Here is a 15,589-nt window from a genome sequence, read left to right as displayed (position 1 = left end):
TCATCCGATGACTCTGACAGCACCAGCGCGTGCGAGACTCCTACCGCCGCTACTGGTACGCCTACGCGATGGTCGCGCCCGTCGTGATCGTGCTCGGCGTGCTCGTCGGCTATCCGCTCCTGCGCGGCTTCTATCTGACCCTGACCGACGCCAACAGCCTCAACTCGGCACGCACCATCGGCGTCAACACGATCGACGCGACGTACAAGTTCATCGGTCTGGACAACTACGCCGAGATCCTCTGGGGCCCGGCGGCCTACGACCGCTTCTGGTCCCACTTCGTGTGGACCATCGTCTGGACCGTCACCTGCGTCGTCCTGCACTACGCGATCGGCCTCGGGCTGGCGATGCTGCTCAACCAGCGGCTGCGCGGGCGCGTGGCGTACCGGCTGCTGCTGATCCTGCCCTGGGCGGTGCCGACGTTCGTCACCGTCTTCGCCTGGCGGATCATGCTCGCGGACGCGGGCGTCATCAACTCGATGCTCAACACGATCGGTCTCGCCGCACCGAGCTGGCTCGAGGATCCGACCTGGCAGCGTACGGCCGCGATCATGGTCAACACCTGGTGCGGCGTGCCGTTCATGATGCTCTCCCTCCTCGGCGGACTGCAGTCGATCGACGAGAACCTCTACGAGGCGGCTGAGATCGACGGAGCCAACGCCTGGCAGCGGTTCCGCCACGTCACCCTGCCGGGACTGTCGTCGGTGAGCTCGACCGTCATCCTGCTCGGCGTGATCTGGACCTTCAACCAGTTCGCGATCATCTTCCTGCTCTTCGGCAACACCGCGCCGGACGCGCAGATCCTGGTCACCTGGGCCTATCGACTCGGTTTCGGGCAGCAGCCTCGCGACTTCGCCATGTCGGCGGCGTACGGCGTGCTCCTGCTCGCGATCCTGATCGTCTTCACGTCCTTCTACTACCGGTGGTTGAAACGCAATGACCAGCTCGCCTAGCCTCAACGCGCCCGTTACCAAGCAGCGCCGCCGCGGAGAACTCGGCCCGGTCGCGCGCGTGGGCACGCACGTGACGCTCACGGTGGCGTCGCTGATCGCGCTGTTCCCGATCGTCTGGCTCCTCTATCTGTCCCTGGGGCCGGACAAGGACGACTACCTCCACCCCGGCGGGATCTTCGCGAAGGCGACGCTGGACAACTACTCGTTCGTGCTGACCAACACCGCCTTCTTCAACTGGCTGTGGTCGACGCTGGTGGTCGCCGGGGGCACGACCCTGTTCGGCGTGATGTCGGCGGCGACGACCGGCTACGCGGTCTCCCGGATGAGGTTCCCCGGCCACCGGCCGCTGATGTGGGTCCTGCTGCTGACGCAGGCGTTCCCGATCGCGGTGCTGATCGTGCCGATGTACGAGATCTTCTCCCAGCTCCGCCTGGTCGACTCGCACTTCGGCTTGATCCTGGTCAACTGCACCACGATCGTCCCCTACTGCTCCTGGCTGCTGAAGGGCTACTTCGACACCATCCCGGTCGAGCTCGACGAGGCCGGCATGATCGATGGACTCACCCCGTTCGGGACGTTCTGGCGGCTGATCCTGCCGCTGGCTCGTCCGGGTCTCGCGGTCGCCGCGTTCTACGCCTTCATCACCGCCTTCGCGGAGGTCGCGTTCGCCTCGACGTTCCTGCTCGACGACTCGAAGTACACCTTCGCGGTCGGGCTGCAGAGCTTCGTCAGCGAGCACGACGCGCAGTGGAACCTGATGGCCGCCACCGCGGTCCTCATCGCCATCCCCGTCACCGTCTTCTTCTACCTCGTCCAACGACACGTCGTCACCGGCCTGACCGCCGGCGGCGTCAAGGGCTGAAAGGTTTTCTGTTGATGTCCTCCGAGTGGTGGCGTGATGCCGTCATCTACCAGGTCTACCCACGCAGCTTCGCCGACAGCGACGGCGACGGCACCGGCGACCTCCCCGGGATTCGGTCCCGACTCCCCTACCTCCGCGATCTGGGGGTGGATGCGGTCTGGCTGAGCCCGTTCTACGCCTCGCCGCAGGCCGACGGGGGCTACGACGTGTCCGACTACCGGGCGGTCGACCCGCGCTACGGGACGTTGGACGACGCCCGCGCGCTGATCGCCTCGGCGCACGAGCTCGGCCTCAAGCTCATCGCCGACATCGTCCCCAACCACTCCTCCTCGGAGCACGTTTGGTTCCAGCAGGCCCTCGCCGAAGGGCCGGGGTCGCCGATGCGATCGCGCTACCACTTCCTGCCCGGACGCGGTGAGAACGGCGAGGAGCCGCCCAACGACTGGGACTCGATCTTCGGCGGTCCCGCCTGGACCCGGGTGCCCGACGGCGAGTGGTACCTCCACCTCTTCGCCCCCGAGCAGCCCGACTTCAACTGGAACTCCCCCGAGGTGCATGCCGAGTTCCTCGACATCCTCCGCTTCTGGCTCGACCTCGGCATCGACGGCTTCCGCATCGACGTCGCCCACGGCCTGGTCAAGGCCGAGGGCCTGCCGTCCATCGGCCACTCGGACCAGCTCCACCTGCTCGGCAACGACGTGATGCCCTTCTTCGACCAGGACGGCGTCCACGAGATCTACCGTTCGTGGCGCCGGGTCCTGGCGGACTACCCGGACCGGATCTTCGTCGCCGAGGCGTGGACCCCGACGGTGGCGCGGTCGGCGAACTACGTACGTCCTGACGAGCTGCACCAGGCCTTCAACTTCGAGTACCTCGACACCGCCTGGGACGCCTCGGCTCTGCGCAAGGTCATCGACAGCTCCCTGGACGCGATGCGCCCGGTCGGCGCTCCGGCGACGTGGGTGCTGTCCAACCACGACGTCACCCGGCACGCCACCCGGTTCGCGAACCCGCCGGGGTCGGGGACCCAGATCCGCACCGCCGGGGACCGGCCTCTCGGGCTCCGGCGGGCCCGCGCGGCGACGCTGCTGATGCTCGCGCTTCCGGGATCGGCGTACGTCTACCAGGGCGAGGAGCTCGGCCTGCCCGACGTCACCGACCTGCCCGACGAGGTCCGCCAGGACCCGTCGTTCCACCGCGCCAACGGCCAGGACGGCTTCCGCGACGGCTGCCGGGTGCCGCTGCCGTGGACCAGGTCGGGCTCGTCCTACGGTTTCGGCGACGGTGGCTCCTGGCTGCCGCAGCCGTCGGAGTGGGGCGAGCTGAGCGTCGAGGCCCAGGCGGGTGTGGAGGGTTCGACCCTCGAGCTCTACCGCTCCGCCATCCGCACCCGTCGCGAGGTCCCCGGCCTCGGCGCCGGCGACGCGGTGACCTGGCACGACGAGGCCCCTGCCGGTGTCCTCTGGTTCGAGCGTGACGGCTTCGCCTGCACGGTCAACACCACCAAGGAGCCCGTACGCATCACCGCCCCCGGCCGCGTACTCCTCTCCTCCTCCGGCCCCATCCCGGTGACCGACGGCACCGCCGACCTCCCCGGCGACACGACCGTCTGGTGGCAGATCTAGCCGAGAAGTCACCCCCGTCGGCCGAGTTGGCACATCAGTGCCGACTCGGCCGACGTACGTGACGGCTCGGCCGACGCGGCTGACGCCTCGGCGCTAGCGGCGGGCGGTGACGTAGCAGGCGACGGCGGTGGCGGCAGCTACGTTGAGGGAGTCGATGCCGGCAGACATCGGGATGATGGCGCGGCGGTCGGCGGCCTGCTGCCAGCGCGGAGAGATGCCGTGGCCCTCCGAGCCGAGGACGAGGGCGACCTTGTCGACGCCGTCGACGGCCTTCTCGATGTCGACGGCGTCGTCGGCCAGGGTCAGGGCGACGGTGGTGAAGCCGGCGGCGGAGAGGGACGGGAGCGCTTCGTACCAGTCCGGCAGACGGGTCCACGGCAGCGCGAAGACCGCGCCCATCGCGACCTTGATCGAGCGCCGGTAGAGCGGGTCGGCGCAGCGTGGCGAGAGCAGGACGGCGTCGAACCCCAGCGCGGCGCCCGACCGGAAGATCGCGCCGACGTTGGTGTGGTCGACGATGTCCTCGAGCACCAGGACCGAGCGGGCACCCGCGAGCACCGAGTCGACGGACGGCAGCGGGCGCCGTTTCAGCGACGCCAGCGCACCACGGTGCACATGGAACCCGGTCACCTCCTCGGCAGCCTTCTCGCTCATCACGTAGCACGGCGCATCGGTCGTGGCGAGCGTGTCCGCGAGCCCGTCGAGCCACTTCGGCGCCATCAGGAACGAGCGTGGCTCGAAACCACCGGCCACGGCGCGGCGTACGACCTTCTCCCCCTCGGCCAGGAACAGCCCCTCCGAAGTCTCGAGGGACTTGCGCAACTCGACGTCGCGCAGGTCGCGGTAGTCGGCGAGGCGGGGATCGGCGGGGTCGGAGATCTCGATGAGTTCAGCCATGGTCAGGCGACCTGCACCGAGTCCTTCATGTCCCCCGGCACTTCCTCGGGGAACGAAAGGACCAGGTGTCGCCCCAACGCTGTCGCGACCCGCGCCAGGGTGTCGATCCGGTTGCGCGCCCCTCCGCCTTCCTCGAGGCGGGAGATGACCGACTGCGTCGTGCCCATCCTCGAGGCCAGCTCGCGCTGGCTGAGCCCGGCATCCGTACGCAGGTCGTAGATCAACTGGCCGAGAGCGAGGTCCTGCTCGACGCTCGCCCTCGCCTCGTCGGACGGGGCGGGACGCTCGGCCCGGACCTCGGACCAGCGGGAGTAGTTCGCCATGGTTGTCCTCCTAGGGATAGCGCCGGGCGCATTCGGCAGCCGCCCTGCGGGCCCTGGCCACCTCACCGCGCTCGTTGTCGCGTTGCTTGTGGAAAGTCGTCAGCAGGATGATCCGAGCGTCGCTCGTGAACCTGTAGGTGATTCTCCGGGCCGTCGACCCGAGAGTGAAACGAAGCTCGAACAAGCCCTCGCCCAAGCTCCGCGAGAGCGGCATTCGAGCACGAGGCCCCAGATCGGCCAACCGATCCACGATCAGCACGACCCGGCCCCACTCCTCATCACTCAGAGCNCGGCTCGCCGAGCCACCCCGACTCATTTTTCGGGCGGGGGCCGACGTACGAAAGAAGGTCACACGGACGTGGCACGCCTTTTCGGCACTGACGGAGTTCGCGGTCTCGCGAACGGCGAGATCCTCACCGCCTCGCTCGCCCAGAACCTGGCGACCTCGGCGGCACTGGTCCTGACCGAGGAGCTGCGCGACTCCGGCAGCGGACGCAAACCGCTGGCGGTGGTCGGCAACGACTCGCGCGTCTCCGGGCAGTTCCTGCAGGCCACGGTGGCCGGCGGTCTCGCCTCGGCCGGCTGCGACGTGATCGACGTCGGCGTGCTGCCGACGCCAGGCGTCGCCTACCTCACCGCGGCGCTCCAGGCCGACCTCGGTGTGGTCATCTCGGCCTCGCACAACCCGATGCCCGACAACGGCATCAAGTTCCTCCAGCGCGGCGGGCACAAGCTCGACGACGTGCTCGAGGACCGGATCGAGGCACACCTCGACGAGCCCTGGGACCGCCCCACCGGCGCCTCGGTCGGCCGGATCTCGTCCCACGAGAACCCCGTGGAGACGTACGCGGCCCACCTGATCTCCACGCTGGAGCGCCGCCTCGACGGGCTGACCGTCGTCGTCGACTGCGCCAACGGCGCGGCCGCCGCCGCGGGCCCGCTGGCCCTGGACCAGGCCGGGGCGAAGGTGATCGCGATCAACGACGTCAACGACGGCCTTTCGATCAACGACGGGGTCGGCTCGACCCACCCGGAGATGCTCCAGAAGGCGGTCGTCGAGCACGGCGCCGACGTCGGGTTCGCCTGGGACGGCGACGCCGACCGCTGCCTGGCCGTCGACGGTGAGGGCAACCTCGTCGACGGCGACCAGCTCATCGCGATCCTCGCCCTCGGGCTCCACGACGCCGGCCGGCTCCCCGACGACACCGTGGTCGTCACCGTGATGAGCAACCTCGGTTTCGTCAAGGCGATGGACGCTGCGGGCGTCCACGTGAAGCAGACCGCCGTGGGCGACCGCTACGTGCTCGAGGAGATGCGCCGGGGCGGCTATGCCATCGGCGGCGAGCAGTCCGGCCACATCATCATGAGCGAGCACGCCACCACCGGCGACGGCATCCTCACCGCGCTGCACGTCCTGCAGCGGATGTCTCTCACCGGGCGCACCCTCGCCGACCTCGCCTCCGTCGTCACCCGCCTCCCGCAGGTCCTGCTCAACGTCAAGGGCGTCGACAAGGCCCGCTGCAAGACCGACGACGGCCTCCTCGATGCCGTCGCCGCCGAGGAGAAGGCCCTCGCCGGCTCCGGGCGGATCCTGCTGCGCCCGTCGGGCACCGAGAACCTCGTACGCGTCATGGTCGAGGCCCCCACCCATCACGAGGCCGAGGCCTGCGCTGAGCGGCTCGCCGACGTCGTGCGTGCGCGGCTGGCTCTCTGATCATCCGTCACACTGGCCCCAGGAATACCCGGTTAACAGGGTATTCCTGCACTTCTCGGGCAATGCAACACCCATTAAGTGCAGGGATACCCGGTTAACCGGGTATCCCAACCGCCCCGACCCTAGATCTTCCGCAGACGTACGTAGCGGACGGAGTGGTCGCGGTCCTTGCGGAGGACGAGGGTGGCGCGGGAGCGGGTGGGGAGGACGTTCTCGCGGAGGTTGGGGCCGTTGATCTCGTTCCAGATCTCGGTGGCGCGGGTGATGGCCTCGTCGTGGCTCAGGGCCGCATATTTCGTGAAGTAGGACGACGGGTCGCGGAAGGCGGTCTCACGCAGCCGCAGGAACCGCTCGACGTACCACTGCTTGATGTCGCGCGAGTCGGCGTCGACGAAGACGGAGAAGTCGAAGAAGTCCGAGAGGGCGAGGGAGATGGTGCCGTCGGCGCGGACCCGGGAGGGCTGCAGGACGTTGAGACCCTCGAGGATGACGATGTCGGGCTTCTTGACCAGCACGGTCTGGTCGGTGACGTCGTAGGTCAGGTGTGAGTAGATCGGCGCGCGCACCTCGTCCTCGCCCGACTTGAGGTCGACGAGGAAGCGGAGCAGGGCCTTGCGGTCGTACGACTCCGGGAAGCCTTTGCGCTCCATCAGCCCGCGACGCTCGAGCTCGGCGTTGGGGTAGAGGAACCCGTCCGTGGTCACGAGAGCGACGTTGGGGTGCTCGGGCCAGTGGGCGAGCATCTGCTGGAGCACACGAGCCGTGGTCGACTTGCCGACGGCGACGGATCCGGCGACCCCGATGACGAACGGCGTACGTTCCGGCATCGTCTTGCCGAGGAACAGCTCCTGCTGGTCGTGGAGCTTGTCCGAGGCGCTCACGTAGAGGCTGAGCAGCCGGCTCAGCGGCAGATAGACCTCCTCGACCTCCTTGAGGTCGATCTGGTCGCCCAGGCCCCGCAGAGACTCGATCTCGGCCTCGGTCAGCGGACTCTCGGTCTCGGTCGCGAGCTCGGCCCACGCGCTACGGTCGAGCTCGACGTAGGGCGAGGAGCCGCGGTCATCGCCGTGTGGCCCGGGGTGTGACATGGCAACGATTGTTACGCACATGCGCCGCCGCTTCCTGCTGGGGTCCACGAGAGCCGTAGGATCATCCGCCATGTGCGGCATCGTTGGGTACGTCGGAGACCGGTCGGCGCAGGACGTCGTGATCGATGGCTTGCGGCGGTTGGAGTACCGCGGCTATGACTCGGCTGGGATCGCTCTGATCACTGCCGATGGGCTGGCGGTGGACAAGAAGGCCGGCAAGCTCGCCAACCTGGAGAAGGCGATCGCGGACACGCCGCTGCCGGCGTCGACGACCGGGATCGGCCACACCCGCTGGGCGACCCACGGCGGCCCGACCGACGGCAACGCCCACCCGCACGTCGGCCGCACCGGTCGCGTCGCGGTCGTGCACAACGGCATCATCGAGAACTTCGCCGAGCTGCGGGCCTCGCTGGAGACCGACGGGCACGAGTTCACCTCGCAGACCGACACCGAGGTCGCCGCCCATCTCCTCGAGCGCGAGGTCGTCGGCGGAGCCGACCTGACCATCGCGATGCAGAAGGTCTGCTCGATCCTCGAAGGTGCGTTCACCTTCGTCGCGATCGATGCCCAGGACCCGTCCCGGGTCGTCGCCGCCCGGCGCAACAGCCCGCTCGTGGTCGGTCTCGGTGAGGAGGAGTCGTTCCTCGGCTCCGACGTCGCCGCCTTCATCGAGCACACCCGCGAGGCGATGGAGCTCGACCAGGACCAGGTCGTCACGATCACCCGCGACGGCGCGACGGTCACCAACTTCGACGGCACTCCCGCCGAGGGCCGCCGCTTCCACGTCGACTGGGACCTCGCGGCCGCCGAGAAGGACGGCCACGACTGGTTCATGCGCAAGGAGATCCTCGAGCAGCCTCGTGCCGTCGCCGACTCGCTGCTGGGGCGGCGTACGCCTTCGGGGTCTCTGCACCTCGACGAGATGCGGCTCGACGACGATGAGCTGCGCGAGGTCACCAAGATCATCATCATCGCCGCGGGGACGTCGTTCTACGCGGGCATGGTCGCGAAGTACGCCATCGAGCACTGGTGCCGGATCTCGGTCGAGGTCGAGCTGGCCTCCGAGTTCCGCTACCGCGACCCGATCCTCGACAACTCCACCCTGGTGGTGGCGATCTCGCAGTCCGGCGAGACCGCCGACACCCTGCAGGCGATCCGGCACGCGCGCTCGCAGCGCTCCAAGGTGCTGGCGATCTGCAACACCAACGGCTCCACGATCCCGCGCGAGTCCGACGCGGTCATCTACACCCACGCCGGCCCGGAGATCGGGGTCGCCTCGACCAAGGGGTACGTCACCCAGCTGGTCGCCTGCTACCTGCTCGCGCTCTACCTGGCCCAGGTCAAGGGCACCATGTACGGCGACGAGATCGACGGCGTGATGACCCAGCTCGAGGCGATGCCCGCGGCGGTCGAGAAGGTGCTGGAGACCGCGCCGCAGGTCTACGACCTCGCGCGTGAGTACGCGGACCGCCGGGCGTTCCTGTTCCTGGGCCGCCACGCCGGCTACCCGGTGGCGCTGGAGGGTGCGCTCAAGCTCAAGGAGCTCGCCTACCTGCACGCGGAGGGGTTCGCAGCCGGCGAGCTCAAGCACGGTCCGATCGCGCTGGTCGAGGAGGGCCTGCCGATCTGGTGCATCGTGCCCCCGCGCGGCCGCGACTTCCTGCACGACAAGATGCGCTCGGGGATCATGGAGGTGCGCGCCCGCGGCGCCCGCACCATCGCCCTGGTCGAGGAGGGTGACGACTCGGTCGACTCGGTCTCCGACACGATCATCCGGCTGCCCAAGGTGCCGGTGCTCCTGCAGCCCCTCGTCGCGGTCGTACCGATGCAGCTCTTCGCCTGCCAGCTCGCCACCGAGCTCGGCTACGACGTCGACCAGCCGCGCAACCTCGCCAAGTCCGTCACGGTCGAGTGATGGCGGTCTACTGATGGCTGTCCTCGGAGTCGGGATCGACGTCTGCGACCTGGAGCGCTTCGAGGAGTCGCTGGAGCGTACGCCGCGGCTGCGCGAGCGTCTGTTCACGCCCGCCGAGGCCACGAAGCCGATGGCCTCGCTGGCCGCCAGGTTCGCCGCCAAGGAGGCGCTCGCCAAGGCGCTCGGCGCGCCGCAGGGGATGGAGTGGCACGACGCCGAGGTGATCTCGGAGTCCTCCGGCCAGCCCCGGTTCGAGCTCCGTGGCACCGTGCTGGCGCAGGCCACGAAGCTCGGTGTCGCCACCGTCCACCTCTCGCTCTCCCACGACGCCGGCATCGCCTCGGCGATGGTCGTCCTGGAGGACTGACGGGGCTTGTTCGAGCCCTTCGGCCCGACCCCGCCAGTGAATTGGCGCGTAGGCTTGCACCATGCGGCGTGCGCACTCGGTTGAGCAGGTCAGAGCGGCAGAGAAGGCTCTGATGGCCAGCCTGCCAGAAGGTGCCCTGATGCAGCGTGCGGCGGCCGGGCTGGCCTACGCGGTCATCGGTCACCTTCGCGGGCGGGGTCTCGGCGGTGCCTACGGGAAACGCATCGTCCTGCTCGTCGGGAGCGGGGACAACGGCGGAGACGCGTTGTACGCCGGGGCGCTGCTCGCGCGTCGAGGGGCTCGGGTCGAGGCGTGGTTGCTGTCGGACCGGGCGCATGCGGGTGGGGTTGCGGCTCTGAAGGCGGCCGGAGGGACGGTGTCCTCGGTCCCGACAAGGTCGAACAAGGGTGCCTTCGATGTCGTCGTCGACGGGATCGTCGGGATCGGGGGTAAGCCCGGGCTGAGACCGGACGCGGAGGCAGCACTGGCCATCCTCGCCGGGGTCCCGGTCGTCTCCGTCGACACACCGAGCGGGGTCTGCGTCGACTCCGGGGAGGTCGACGGGGCTCATGTGACCGCTGACCTCACCGTCACGTTCGGCACCTACAAGCCGTGTCATCTGCTCGACCCGGCCGCTTCGGCGTGCGGGACGGTGCAGCTGGTCGACATCGGCCTCCGGCTTCCGACGCCGGCCATCGAGAGCCTCGAGGCGGCCGATGTGGCGGACCTGATGCCGCGTCCCGCGCCGGCCGGGCACAAGTACTCCCGCGGTGTGGTGGGACTGAGGGTCGGCAGCGCCACCTACCCCGGGGCTGCGCTGCTGGCCGTCTCCGGCGCCAACACCGGACTGGCCGGAATGGTCCGCTACGTCGGCACCGCCTCGGAGTGGGTCAAGCGACACAACCCGGAGGTCGTGGGCGACGGCCAGGCACAGGCCTGGGTGGTCGGCTCCGGCAGCGCCGACGGCGCCAACAGCGCGCTCGCGTTCGCCCGGGCGAGCGGCGTACCTCTGGTCATCGACGCCGACAGCCTGCGTGCGTTGAACGGGCCGCTCGGGGTGCCCGCGATCCTGACTCCGCACGCCGGCGAGCTCGCGGCGCTGATCCGGGAGGACCGCGGCGAGATCGAGGCTCGTCCGCTGCACTACGCACGGCTCGCGGCCAAGCGGTTCGATGCGGTGGTGCTGCTCAAGGGGCGGCGTACCACGATCGCCTCACCGGACCCCGATACGCCGGTACGGGTCAACACCACGGGCACCTCCTGGCTGGCCACCGCCGGCTCGGGGGACGTGCTCGGCGGACTGATCGGCTCGCTGCTGGCCGCCGGTCTCGCCCCCATCGACGCCGCCTCGGCGGGCGCCTGGCTGCACGGCGCGGCCGCCACTCTCGCCAGCGCTGGCGGACCGGTCACCGCGAGCGGGGTCGCCGCCGCGATACCCGCCGTTATCCGGTCCCTTCCTGCTGTCTCGAGCTAGCGGCAACTATCCTTGACACCATGTCACCGAGCCCAGCGCCTCGGGCTCCGCTTCGGCGAGCCGAGATCGTCATCGACCTCGCCGCGATCCGACACAACGTCTCGCGGCTGCGAGAGCACCTGCGTACGCCGATCATGACGGTGGTCAAGGCCGACGGCTACGGGCACGGCCTGGTCGAGGCCGGGCGGGCCGCTCGTGAGGGTGGTGCGGACTGGCTCGGCGTGGCGTCGGCCGACGAGGCGCTCGCACTGCGCGCGGCGGGCGACGAGGGCCGACTGCTGGCCTGGCTGATCATGCCGAGCGAGCCCGCCGAGGAGCTCGTGGCCGCGGACATCGACGTCACCGCCTACACGATCGCCGACCTGGAGAAGTTCGCCGCAGCCGGCGACACCCTGGGCCGTACGCCGCGGGTGCAGCTCAAGGTCGACACCGGACTCAGCCGGGGCGGCGCGGCCTTCGCCGACTGGTCGAAGCTGGTCGGGCTGGCGCGCATCCTGGAAGCCGAGGGAGCGATCCGGGTCACCGGGATCTGGTCGCACTTCAGCGCCAGCGAGAACACCGCCGACCCGGCGAGCGCCCTGCAGGAGAAGGTCTTCGGCGAGGCGCTCGCGGTCGCCGAGGAGGCCGGCCTCCGGCCGGAGGTACGTCACCTCGCAAACTCCGCGGGAGCGCTGCTGCGCCCCAGCGCGCGGCTCGACCTGGTGCGGGTCGGGATCGCGACGTACGGCATCGACCCGGCGCCCGGCGTCGAGGGATCGCCGTGGGCCGATCTCGGACTCGTCCCGGCGATGACCGTGCGGGCCGAGCTGGCGCTGGTGAAGCCGATCGAGGCCGGTGCGGGTGTCTCCTACAACCACACCTGGGTGGCCGATGAGCCGACGACGGTGGGGCTGATCCCGGTCGGCTACGCCGAGGGCATCCAGCGTCGTGCCGGGAATCGCGCCGAGGTGTGGATCGACGGAGCTCGATACCCCGTGCGCGGCACCATCTGCATGGACCAGATCGTCGTCGATCTCGGGGACGCTTCGGTCGAACGCGGTGCCGAGGTGCTCCTGTGGGGCACCGGTGCCGATGGCGAGCCGACCGCCCAGGACTGGGCCGAGGCGAGCGAGACCATCGCCTACGAGGTCGTCACCAGAATCGGAGGACGGATGAAGCGGCGTTACGTCGACACCGAGCAGGGAGACGACACATGAGCAGCATCGCAGCACGGATCGGCCAGATCGCGGCGGGCACTCTGGGAGCGGCGGCGGTCGCTGCCGCGGCCCGCGGCGCGGTGGTGGTCAGGAAGCACCGCCGCGCGATCGAGGAACGCCCCGAGGACCGGACCCCGCTCGGTACGCTGCGGTCCTGCCCGGTCACCGTGGTGACCTCCGACGGCGTACCTCTTCATGTCGAGGTCGACGAGGTCGACCCGGCTCACTCGCACCCCGGCGGGGCGAGCGGGGTGACGCTCGTCTTCGTGCACGGCTACTGCCTCAACCTCGATTGCTGGCACTTCCAGCGCGCCGCCTACCGGGGCCTGGTGCGGTCGGTCTTCTACGACCAGCGCAGCCACGGCCGCAGCGGCCGCTCCTCGCTCGGCAACGCCACGATCGATCAGCTCGGCGACGACCTGCTCCGGGTGCTGGACGCGGTCGTGCCGGAGGGGCCGGTGATCCTGGTCGGCCACTCGATGGGCGGGATGACGATCGCCGCGCTCGCCGAGGACCACCCCGAGCTGTTCGCGCCCTACGACGAGGGCGGCCGCATCATCGGCGCCGCGCTCATCTCGACGACCGCCGGTGGTCTCGACCCGAGCCGGCTGCTGATCCCGGTGCTCCCGGCGAAGCTGTCCGGTGGGATCGCCAACCGCACCATGCGGACGCTGGCCAGGGGGCACGGCATCGTCGACCGGTTCCGCGCCATGGGGTCCTCGGTGGCGACCGTCTTCACCGATGTGTTCGCCTTCGGGGACGAGGTGCCGGAGGCGTACGTCGACTTCGTCGACGGACTGCTCTCGCAGACGCCGTTCGAGGTGGTCGCGGAGTTCTTCCCGAGCTTCCGTGCTCTGGACAAGTTCGCGTCGATCACCACGCTCGGCAGGGTGCCGACCACGGTCATCTGTGGCACCGCCGACCGGCTCACCTCGATCGGCCACAGCCGCAAGCTGCACTCCTACATCCCGGGGTCCAGGCTGGTCGAGTGCGAGAAGGCCGGCCACATGGTCATCCTCGAGCGGCACGGTCAGGTCAACGCCGAGCTCGACCAGCTGCTCGCCTCGGCCACCCGGGATGCGGCCTCGGCATGACGCTCGTCTTCGAGCGGGTCGGGCCGGAGGCCGCGACCGAGGTGCTCGGTATCGTCCGGGCGGCCTTCGCCGCCCGCCCGCCGCTGGACCCGCCCGCGGATGCGCTCGGCGAGACCGAGGCGTCGATGAAGGAGCGCCTCTCCGGCTTCGGCGGAGTGGTGGCGCGGTTGGACGGCGCTGGCGTCGGGGCCGTCCTCATGGATCCCGCGGACTCCACCCTGTGGCTGCGTCGTTTCGCTGTTCTGCCTGATCAGCAGGGTCATGGGGTGGCGCACAAGATGGTGACGTACGCCGCCGGGGTCGCGCGTGCGGAGGGTTTCGGCGACCTTGCGGTGATCGCTCGCGAGGAGCTCCCGCAGACGTTGCGGTTCTGGGAGCGGCAAGGATTTCGAGAGATTTCTCGTGAGTCGCCCGCGGTGCGGCTCCATCGTCCGCTGAACGAGCACGTCGTCGAGGCGCTCGATGCCGACGCCATGTTCGAGCTCGGCCGACGGGTGGCTGGCTTGGTCGCCGCCGGTGACATACTCGTCCTCTCCGGCGGCCTCGGCGCCGGCAAGACCACCTTCACCAAGGGTCTCGGCGCGGGGCTCGGGGTACGCGGCGAGATCACCTCGCCGACCTTCGTGATCGCCCGCGTGCATCCGTCGACCGTCGGCGGCCCGGAGCTCGTCCACGTCGACGCCTATCGGCTCGGCGGTATCGAGGAGCTCGACGACCTCGACCTGGACACCGATCTCGACGACGCGGTGACCGTGGTGGAGTGGGGCGAGGGCCTGGCCGAGGGGCTCTCCGAGTCGCGGCTGGAGATCCGGATCGTACGTGCCGAGGCCGACGAGGCTCCGCTGGATCTGGTCGAGGCGCCCGACGGTGCGGATCCTCGGCGCGTGGAGATCGTCCCGGTGGGGGCCCGCTGGCGCGGCGTGGACCTCAGTGCGCTCTAGGGTGTGAGTTGTGCTTCTCGCCTTTGACACCGCCACGCCTCAGGTGACTGTGGCGCTCCACGATGGCGACGACGTCGTCGCCGAGGTCGTCTCCGACCGCACCATGAAGCATGGTGAGCAGCTCGCGCCGCTGATCTCCCACGTCCTCGCGGAGGCCGGGATCGTACGCCAGGATCTGACCGCCATCGCCGTGGGCGCCGGACCTGGGCCGTTCACCGGATTGCGGGTCGGGTTGGTCACCGCCCGGACGCTCGGGTTCGTGCTGGAGATCCCGGTCTACGCGGCCTGCACGCTGGACGTGCTGGCGGTGGAGGCGGTTGCCTCCGGGATCGGCGGGCCTTTCTTCGTGGCGACGGATGCGCGGCGCAAGGAGGTCTACCTGGCCTCCTACGACCCCGACGGCGTACGCCTCGAGGGCCCTGTCGTCGCCCGCCCCGCAGAGGTCGCCACCTCGGCGCCGGTCGTCGGGGAGGGGGCGCTGCTCTATCCCGACGCGTTCCCGACGCCGCTCGGCCCGGAACGCCCGTCCGCTGGTTGGCTGGCCCGGGCGGTCGCCGAGGAGCAGGTCGAGCTGATGGATCCCGAGCCGCTCTACCTGCGTCGACCGGATGCGGTGGAGCAGGCTGCCCAGAAGAAAGTCCAGAAGAAGGTCCAGAAGAAGGTCTCCCAGTGACCGTACGCCCGGCGGGCCCGGACGACGTCGACGCGATCGCCGCCCTCGAGCTCGAGGCATTCCCGGACGACGCCTGGACGCCCGAGTACCTGCAGGTGGCGATCGACGGGAAGATGCCGACGGTCCGAATCCTCGTAGCCGTCGATGATGCGGGAACGGTCGTCGGCCATGCGCTGGTGAGCGTCGTCTACGAGATCGCCGAGCTCCAGCGGATCGCGACCGCTGAGGAGCAGCGCCGTCGCGGGATCGGTGGATCGCTCCTTGCCGCGTCGATCGGCCTCGCTCGGAGCGAGGGAGCCGAGCGGCTTCTCCTCGAGGTACGTGAGGGCAACGTCGGAGCCATCGAGTTCTACCGCCAAGCCGGATTCATCGAGATCGACCGCCGCGAGCGCTACTACCGCGACGGGGCGACGGGGATCGTTTTGGCCATGGAGCTCGCCGGGCCGACCGCGACGTCCGGCTGAAGT

Annotated in this window: 16 protein-coding genes; 12 read left to right on the top strand and 4 right to left on the bottom strand. The window is 69.7% G+C overall.

The genetic code is table 11. From position 1 onward, the window contains the following. The first annotated feature begins 29 nt into the window (after nt 1–29). From ACFX43_RS22540 to ACFX43_RS22530, 3 genes are read left to right on the top strand one after another with little or no spacing between them, the layout of a single operon-like run. Nucleotides 30–953, top strand: coding sequence for a carbohydrate ABC transporter permease (locus ACFX43_RS22540; RefSeq protein WP_378835152.1), 924 nt, complete (start codon nt 30–32; stop codon nt 951–953). After that, nucleotides 937–1,815 (top strand): sugar ABC transporter permease, encoded by an 879-nt coding sequence (locus ACFX43_RS22535; protein ID WP_378835147.1) that lies wholly within the window; start codon nt 937–939, stop codon nt 1,813–1,815. The genes ACFX43_RS22540 and ACFX43_RS22535 overlap by 17 nt, the downstream gene beginning before the upstream one ends. A 14-nt stretch (nt 1,816–1,829) precedes the next feature. Then, nucleotides 1,830–3,440 carry a glycoside hydrolase family 13 protein gene (locus ACFX43_RS22530; protein ID WP_378835143.1) on the top strand — a complete coding sequence of 537 codons (1,611 nt, stop codon included), beginning with the start codon at nt 1,830–1,832 and terminating at the stop codon, nt 3,438–3,440. 93 nt (nt 3,441–3,533) lie between these two features. Here the strand turns inward: ACFX43_RS22530 and ACFX43_RS22525 are convergent, their stop codons facing one another. Genes ACFX43_RS22525 through ACFX43_RS22515 form a run of 3 tightly spaced genes read right to left on the bottom strand, consistent with a single transcriptional unit; the run spans nt 3,534 to nt 4,976 of the window. Further along, nucleotides 3,534–4,337 carry a TrmH family RNA methyltransferase gene (locus tag ACFX43_RS22525; RefSeq protein ID WP_378835138.1) on the bottom strand — a complete coding sequence of 268 codons (804 nt, stop codon included), beginning with the start codon at nt 4,335–4,337 and terminating at the stop codon, nt 3,534–3,536. Nucleotides 4,338–4,339: 2 nt separating this feature from the next. Then, nucleotides 4,340–4,660 (bottom strand): helix-turn-helix domain-containing protein, encoded by a 321-nt coding sequence (locus tag ACFX43_RS22520; RefSeq protein WP_378835134.1) that lies wholly within the window; start codon nt 4,658–4,660, stop codon nt 4,340–4,342. A 10-nt stretch (nt 4,661–4,670) separates the two neighbouring features. Further along, on the bottom strand, nt 4,671–4,976 hold the full coding sequence (locus ACFX43_RS22515) for a type II toxin-antitoxin system RelE/ParE family toxin (RefSeq protein WP_378841076.1): 306 nt from the start codon (nt 4,974–4,976) through the stop codon (nt 4,671–4,673). 42 nt (nt 4,977–5,018) lie between these two features. Here ACFX43_RS22515 and glmM point away from each other — a divergent pair, with 42 nt between their 5' ends. Then, on the top strand, nt 5,019–6,374 hold the full coding sequence (gene glmM, locus ACFX43_RS22510; protein ID WP_378835131.1) for a phosphoglucosamine mutase: 1,356 nt from the start codon (nt 5,019–5,021) through the stop codon (nt 6,372–6,374). A 122-nt stretch (nt 6,375–6,496) separates the two neighbouring features. On the opposite strand, the gene coaA is transcribed toward glmM, so the two are convergent. Next, a complete protein-coding gene (coaA, locus tag ACFX43_RS22505; RefSeq protein ID WP_355227017.1) occupies nt 6,497–7,462 on the bottom strand; it encodes a type I pantothenate kinase in 966 nt (321 codons plus the stop codon). A gap of 70 nt (nt 7,463–7,532) precedes the next feature. Here coaA and glmS point away from each other — a divergent pair, with 70 nt between their 5' ends. The 8 genes from glmS (at nt 7,533) to rimI (ending at nt 15,586) form a co-directional block, all read left to right on the top strand. Next, nucleotides 7,533–9,377 (top strand): glutamine--fructose-6-phosphate transaminase (isomerizing), encoded by a 1,845-nt coding sequence (glmS, locus tag ACFX43_RS22500; RefSeq protein ID WP_378835124.1) that lies wholly within the window; start codon nt 7,533–7,535, stop codon nt 9,375–9,377. Nucleotides 9,378–9,390: 13 nt separating this feature from the next. Next, on the top strand, nt 9,391–9,744 hold the full coding sequence (locus tag ACFX43_RS22495; RefSeq protein WP_091051775.1) for a holo-ACP synthase: 354 nt from the start codon (nt 9,391–9,393) through the stop codon (nt 9,742–9,744). A 112-nt stretch (nt 9,745–9,856) separates the two neighbouring features. Continuing rightward, nucleotides 9,857–11,218, top strand: a complete 1,362-nt coding sequence (locus tag ACFX43_RS22490; protein ID WP_378835118.1) for a bifunctional ADP-dependent NAD(P)H-hydrate dehydratase/NAD(P)H-hydrate epimerase — start codon at nt 9,857–9,859, stop codon at nt 11,216–11,218. A 20-nt stretch (nt 11,219–11,238) separates the two neighbouring features. After that, nucleotides 11,239–12,414 carry an alanine racemase gene (gene alr / locus ACFX43_RS22485; RefSeq protein WP_378835115.1) on the top strand — a complete coding sequence of 392 codons (1,176 nt, stop codon included), beginning with the start codon at nt 11,239–11,241 and terminating at the stop codon, nt 12,412–12,414. Continuing rightward, entirely contained in the window at nt 12,411–13,508 is a 1,098-nt protein-coding gene (locus ACFX43_RS22480) for an alpha/beta fold hydrolase (RefSeq protein ID WP_378835111.1), read from the top strand. The genes alr and ACFX43_RS22480 overlap by 4 nt, the downstream gene beginning before the upstream one ends. Further along, nucleotides 13,505–14,449, top strand: a complete 945-nt coding sequence (tsaE, locus tag ACFX43_RS22475) for a tRNA (adenosine(37)-N6)-threonylcarbamoyltransferase complex ATPase subunit type 1 TsaE (RefSeq protein WP_378835107.1) — start codon at nt 13,505–13,507, stop codon at nt 14,447–14,449. Before ACFX43_RS22480 ends, tsaE begins: the two co-directional genes overlap by 4 nt. 10 nt (nt 14,450–14,459) lie before the next feature. Next, on the top strand, nt 14,460–15,122 hold the full coding sequence (gene tsaB, locus ACFX43_RS22470; RefSeq protein WP_378835100.1) for a tRNA (adenosine(37)-N6)-threonylcarbamoyltransferase complex dimerization subunit type 1 TsaB: 663 nt from the start codon (nt 14,460–14,462) through the stop codon (nt 15,120–15,122). Continuing rightward, nucleotides 15,119–15,586 (top strand): ribosomal protein S18-alanine N-acetyltransferase, encoded by a 468-nt coding sequence (gene rimI / locus ACFX43_RS22465; protein ID WP_378835096.1) that lies wholly within the window; start codon nt 15,119–15,121, stop codon nt 15,584–15,586. Before tsaB ends, rimI begins: the two co-directional genes overlap by 4 nt. Nucleotides 15,587–15,589: the final 3 nt, after the last annotated feature.

The sequence above is a fragment of the Nocardioides sp. YIM B13467 genome (genome assembly GCF_042788075.1).
GTDB lineage: Bacteria > Actinomycetota > Actinomycetes > Propionibacteriales > Nocardioidaceae > Nocardioides.
The sequence above is the reverse complement of the archived record's forward strand: the minus strand, read 5'-3'. Positions and strand labels throughout refer to the sequence as shown.

Bases quoted from the DNA above. Each gene is read 5' to 3' on its own strand.
- ACFX43_RS22535 (WP_378835147.1), top strand. From the start codon at position 937: ATGACCAGCTCGCCTAGCCTCAACGCGCCCGTTACCAAGCAGCGCCGC.
- ACFX43_RS22530 (WP_378835143.1), top strand. From the start codon at position 1,830: ATGTCCTCCGAGTGGTGGCGTGATGCCGTCATCTACCAGGTCTACCCA.
- ACFX43_RS22525 (WP_378835138.1), bottom strand. From the start codon at position 4,337: ATGGCTGAACTCATCGAGATCTCCGACCCCGCCGATCCCCGCCTCGCC.
- ACFX43_RS22520 (WP_378835134.1), bottom strand. From the start codon at position 4,660: ATGGCGAACTACTCCCGCTGGTCCGAGGTCCGGGCCGAGCGTCCCGCC.
- coaA (WP_355227017.1), bottom strand. From the start codon at position 7,462: ATGTCACACCCCGGGCCACACGGCGATGACCGCGGCTCCTCGCCCTAC.
- glmS (WP_378835124.1), top strand. From the start codon at position 7,533: ATGTGCGGCATCGTTGGGTACGTCGGAGACCGGTCGGCGCAGGACGTC.
- ACFX43_RS22495 (WP_091051775.1), top strand. From the start codon at position 9,391: ATGGCTGTCCTCGGAGTCGGGATCGACGTCTGCGACCTGGAGCGCTTC.
- ACFX43_RS22490 (WP_378835118.1), top strand. From the start codon at position 9,857: ATGGCCAGCCTGCCAGAAGGTGCCCTGATGCAGCGTGCGGCGGCCGGG.
- alr (WP_378835115.1), top strand. From the start codon at position 11,239: ATGTCACCGAGCCCAGCGCCTCGGGCTCCGCTTCGGCGAGCCGAGATC.
- ACFX43_RS22480 (WP_378835111.1), top strand. From the start codon at position 12,411: ATGAGCAGCATCGCAGCACGGATCGGCCAGATCGCGGCGGGCACTCTG.
- tsaE (WP_378835107.1), top strand. From the start codon at position 13,505: ATGACGCTCGTCTTCGAGCGGGTCGGGCCGGAGGCCGCGACCGAGGTG.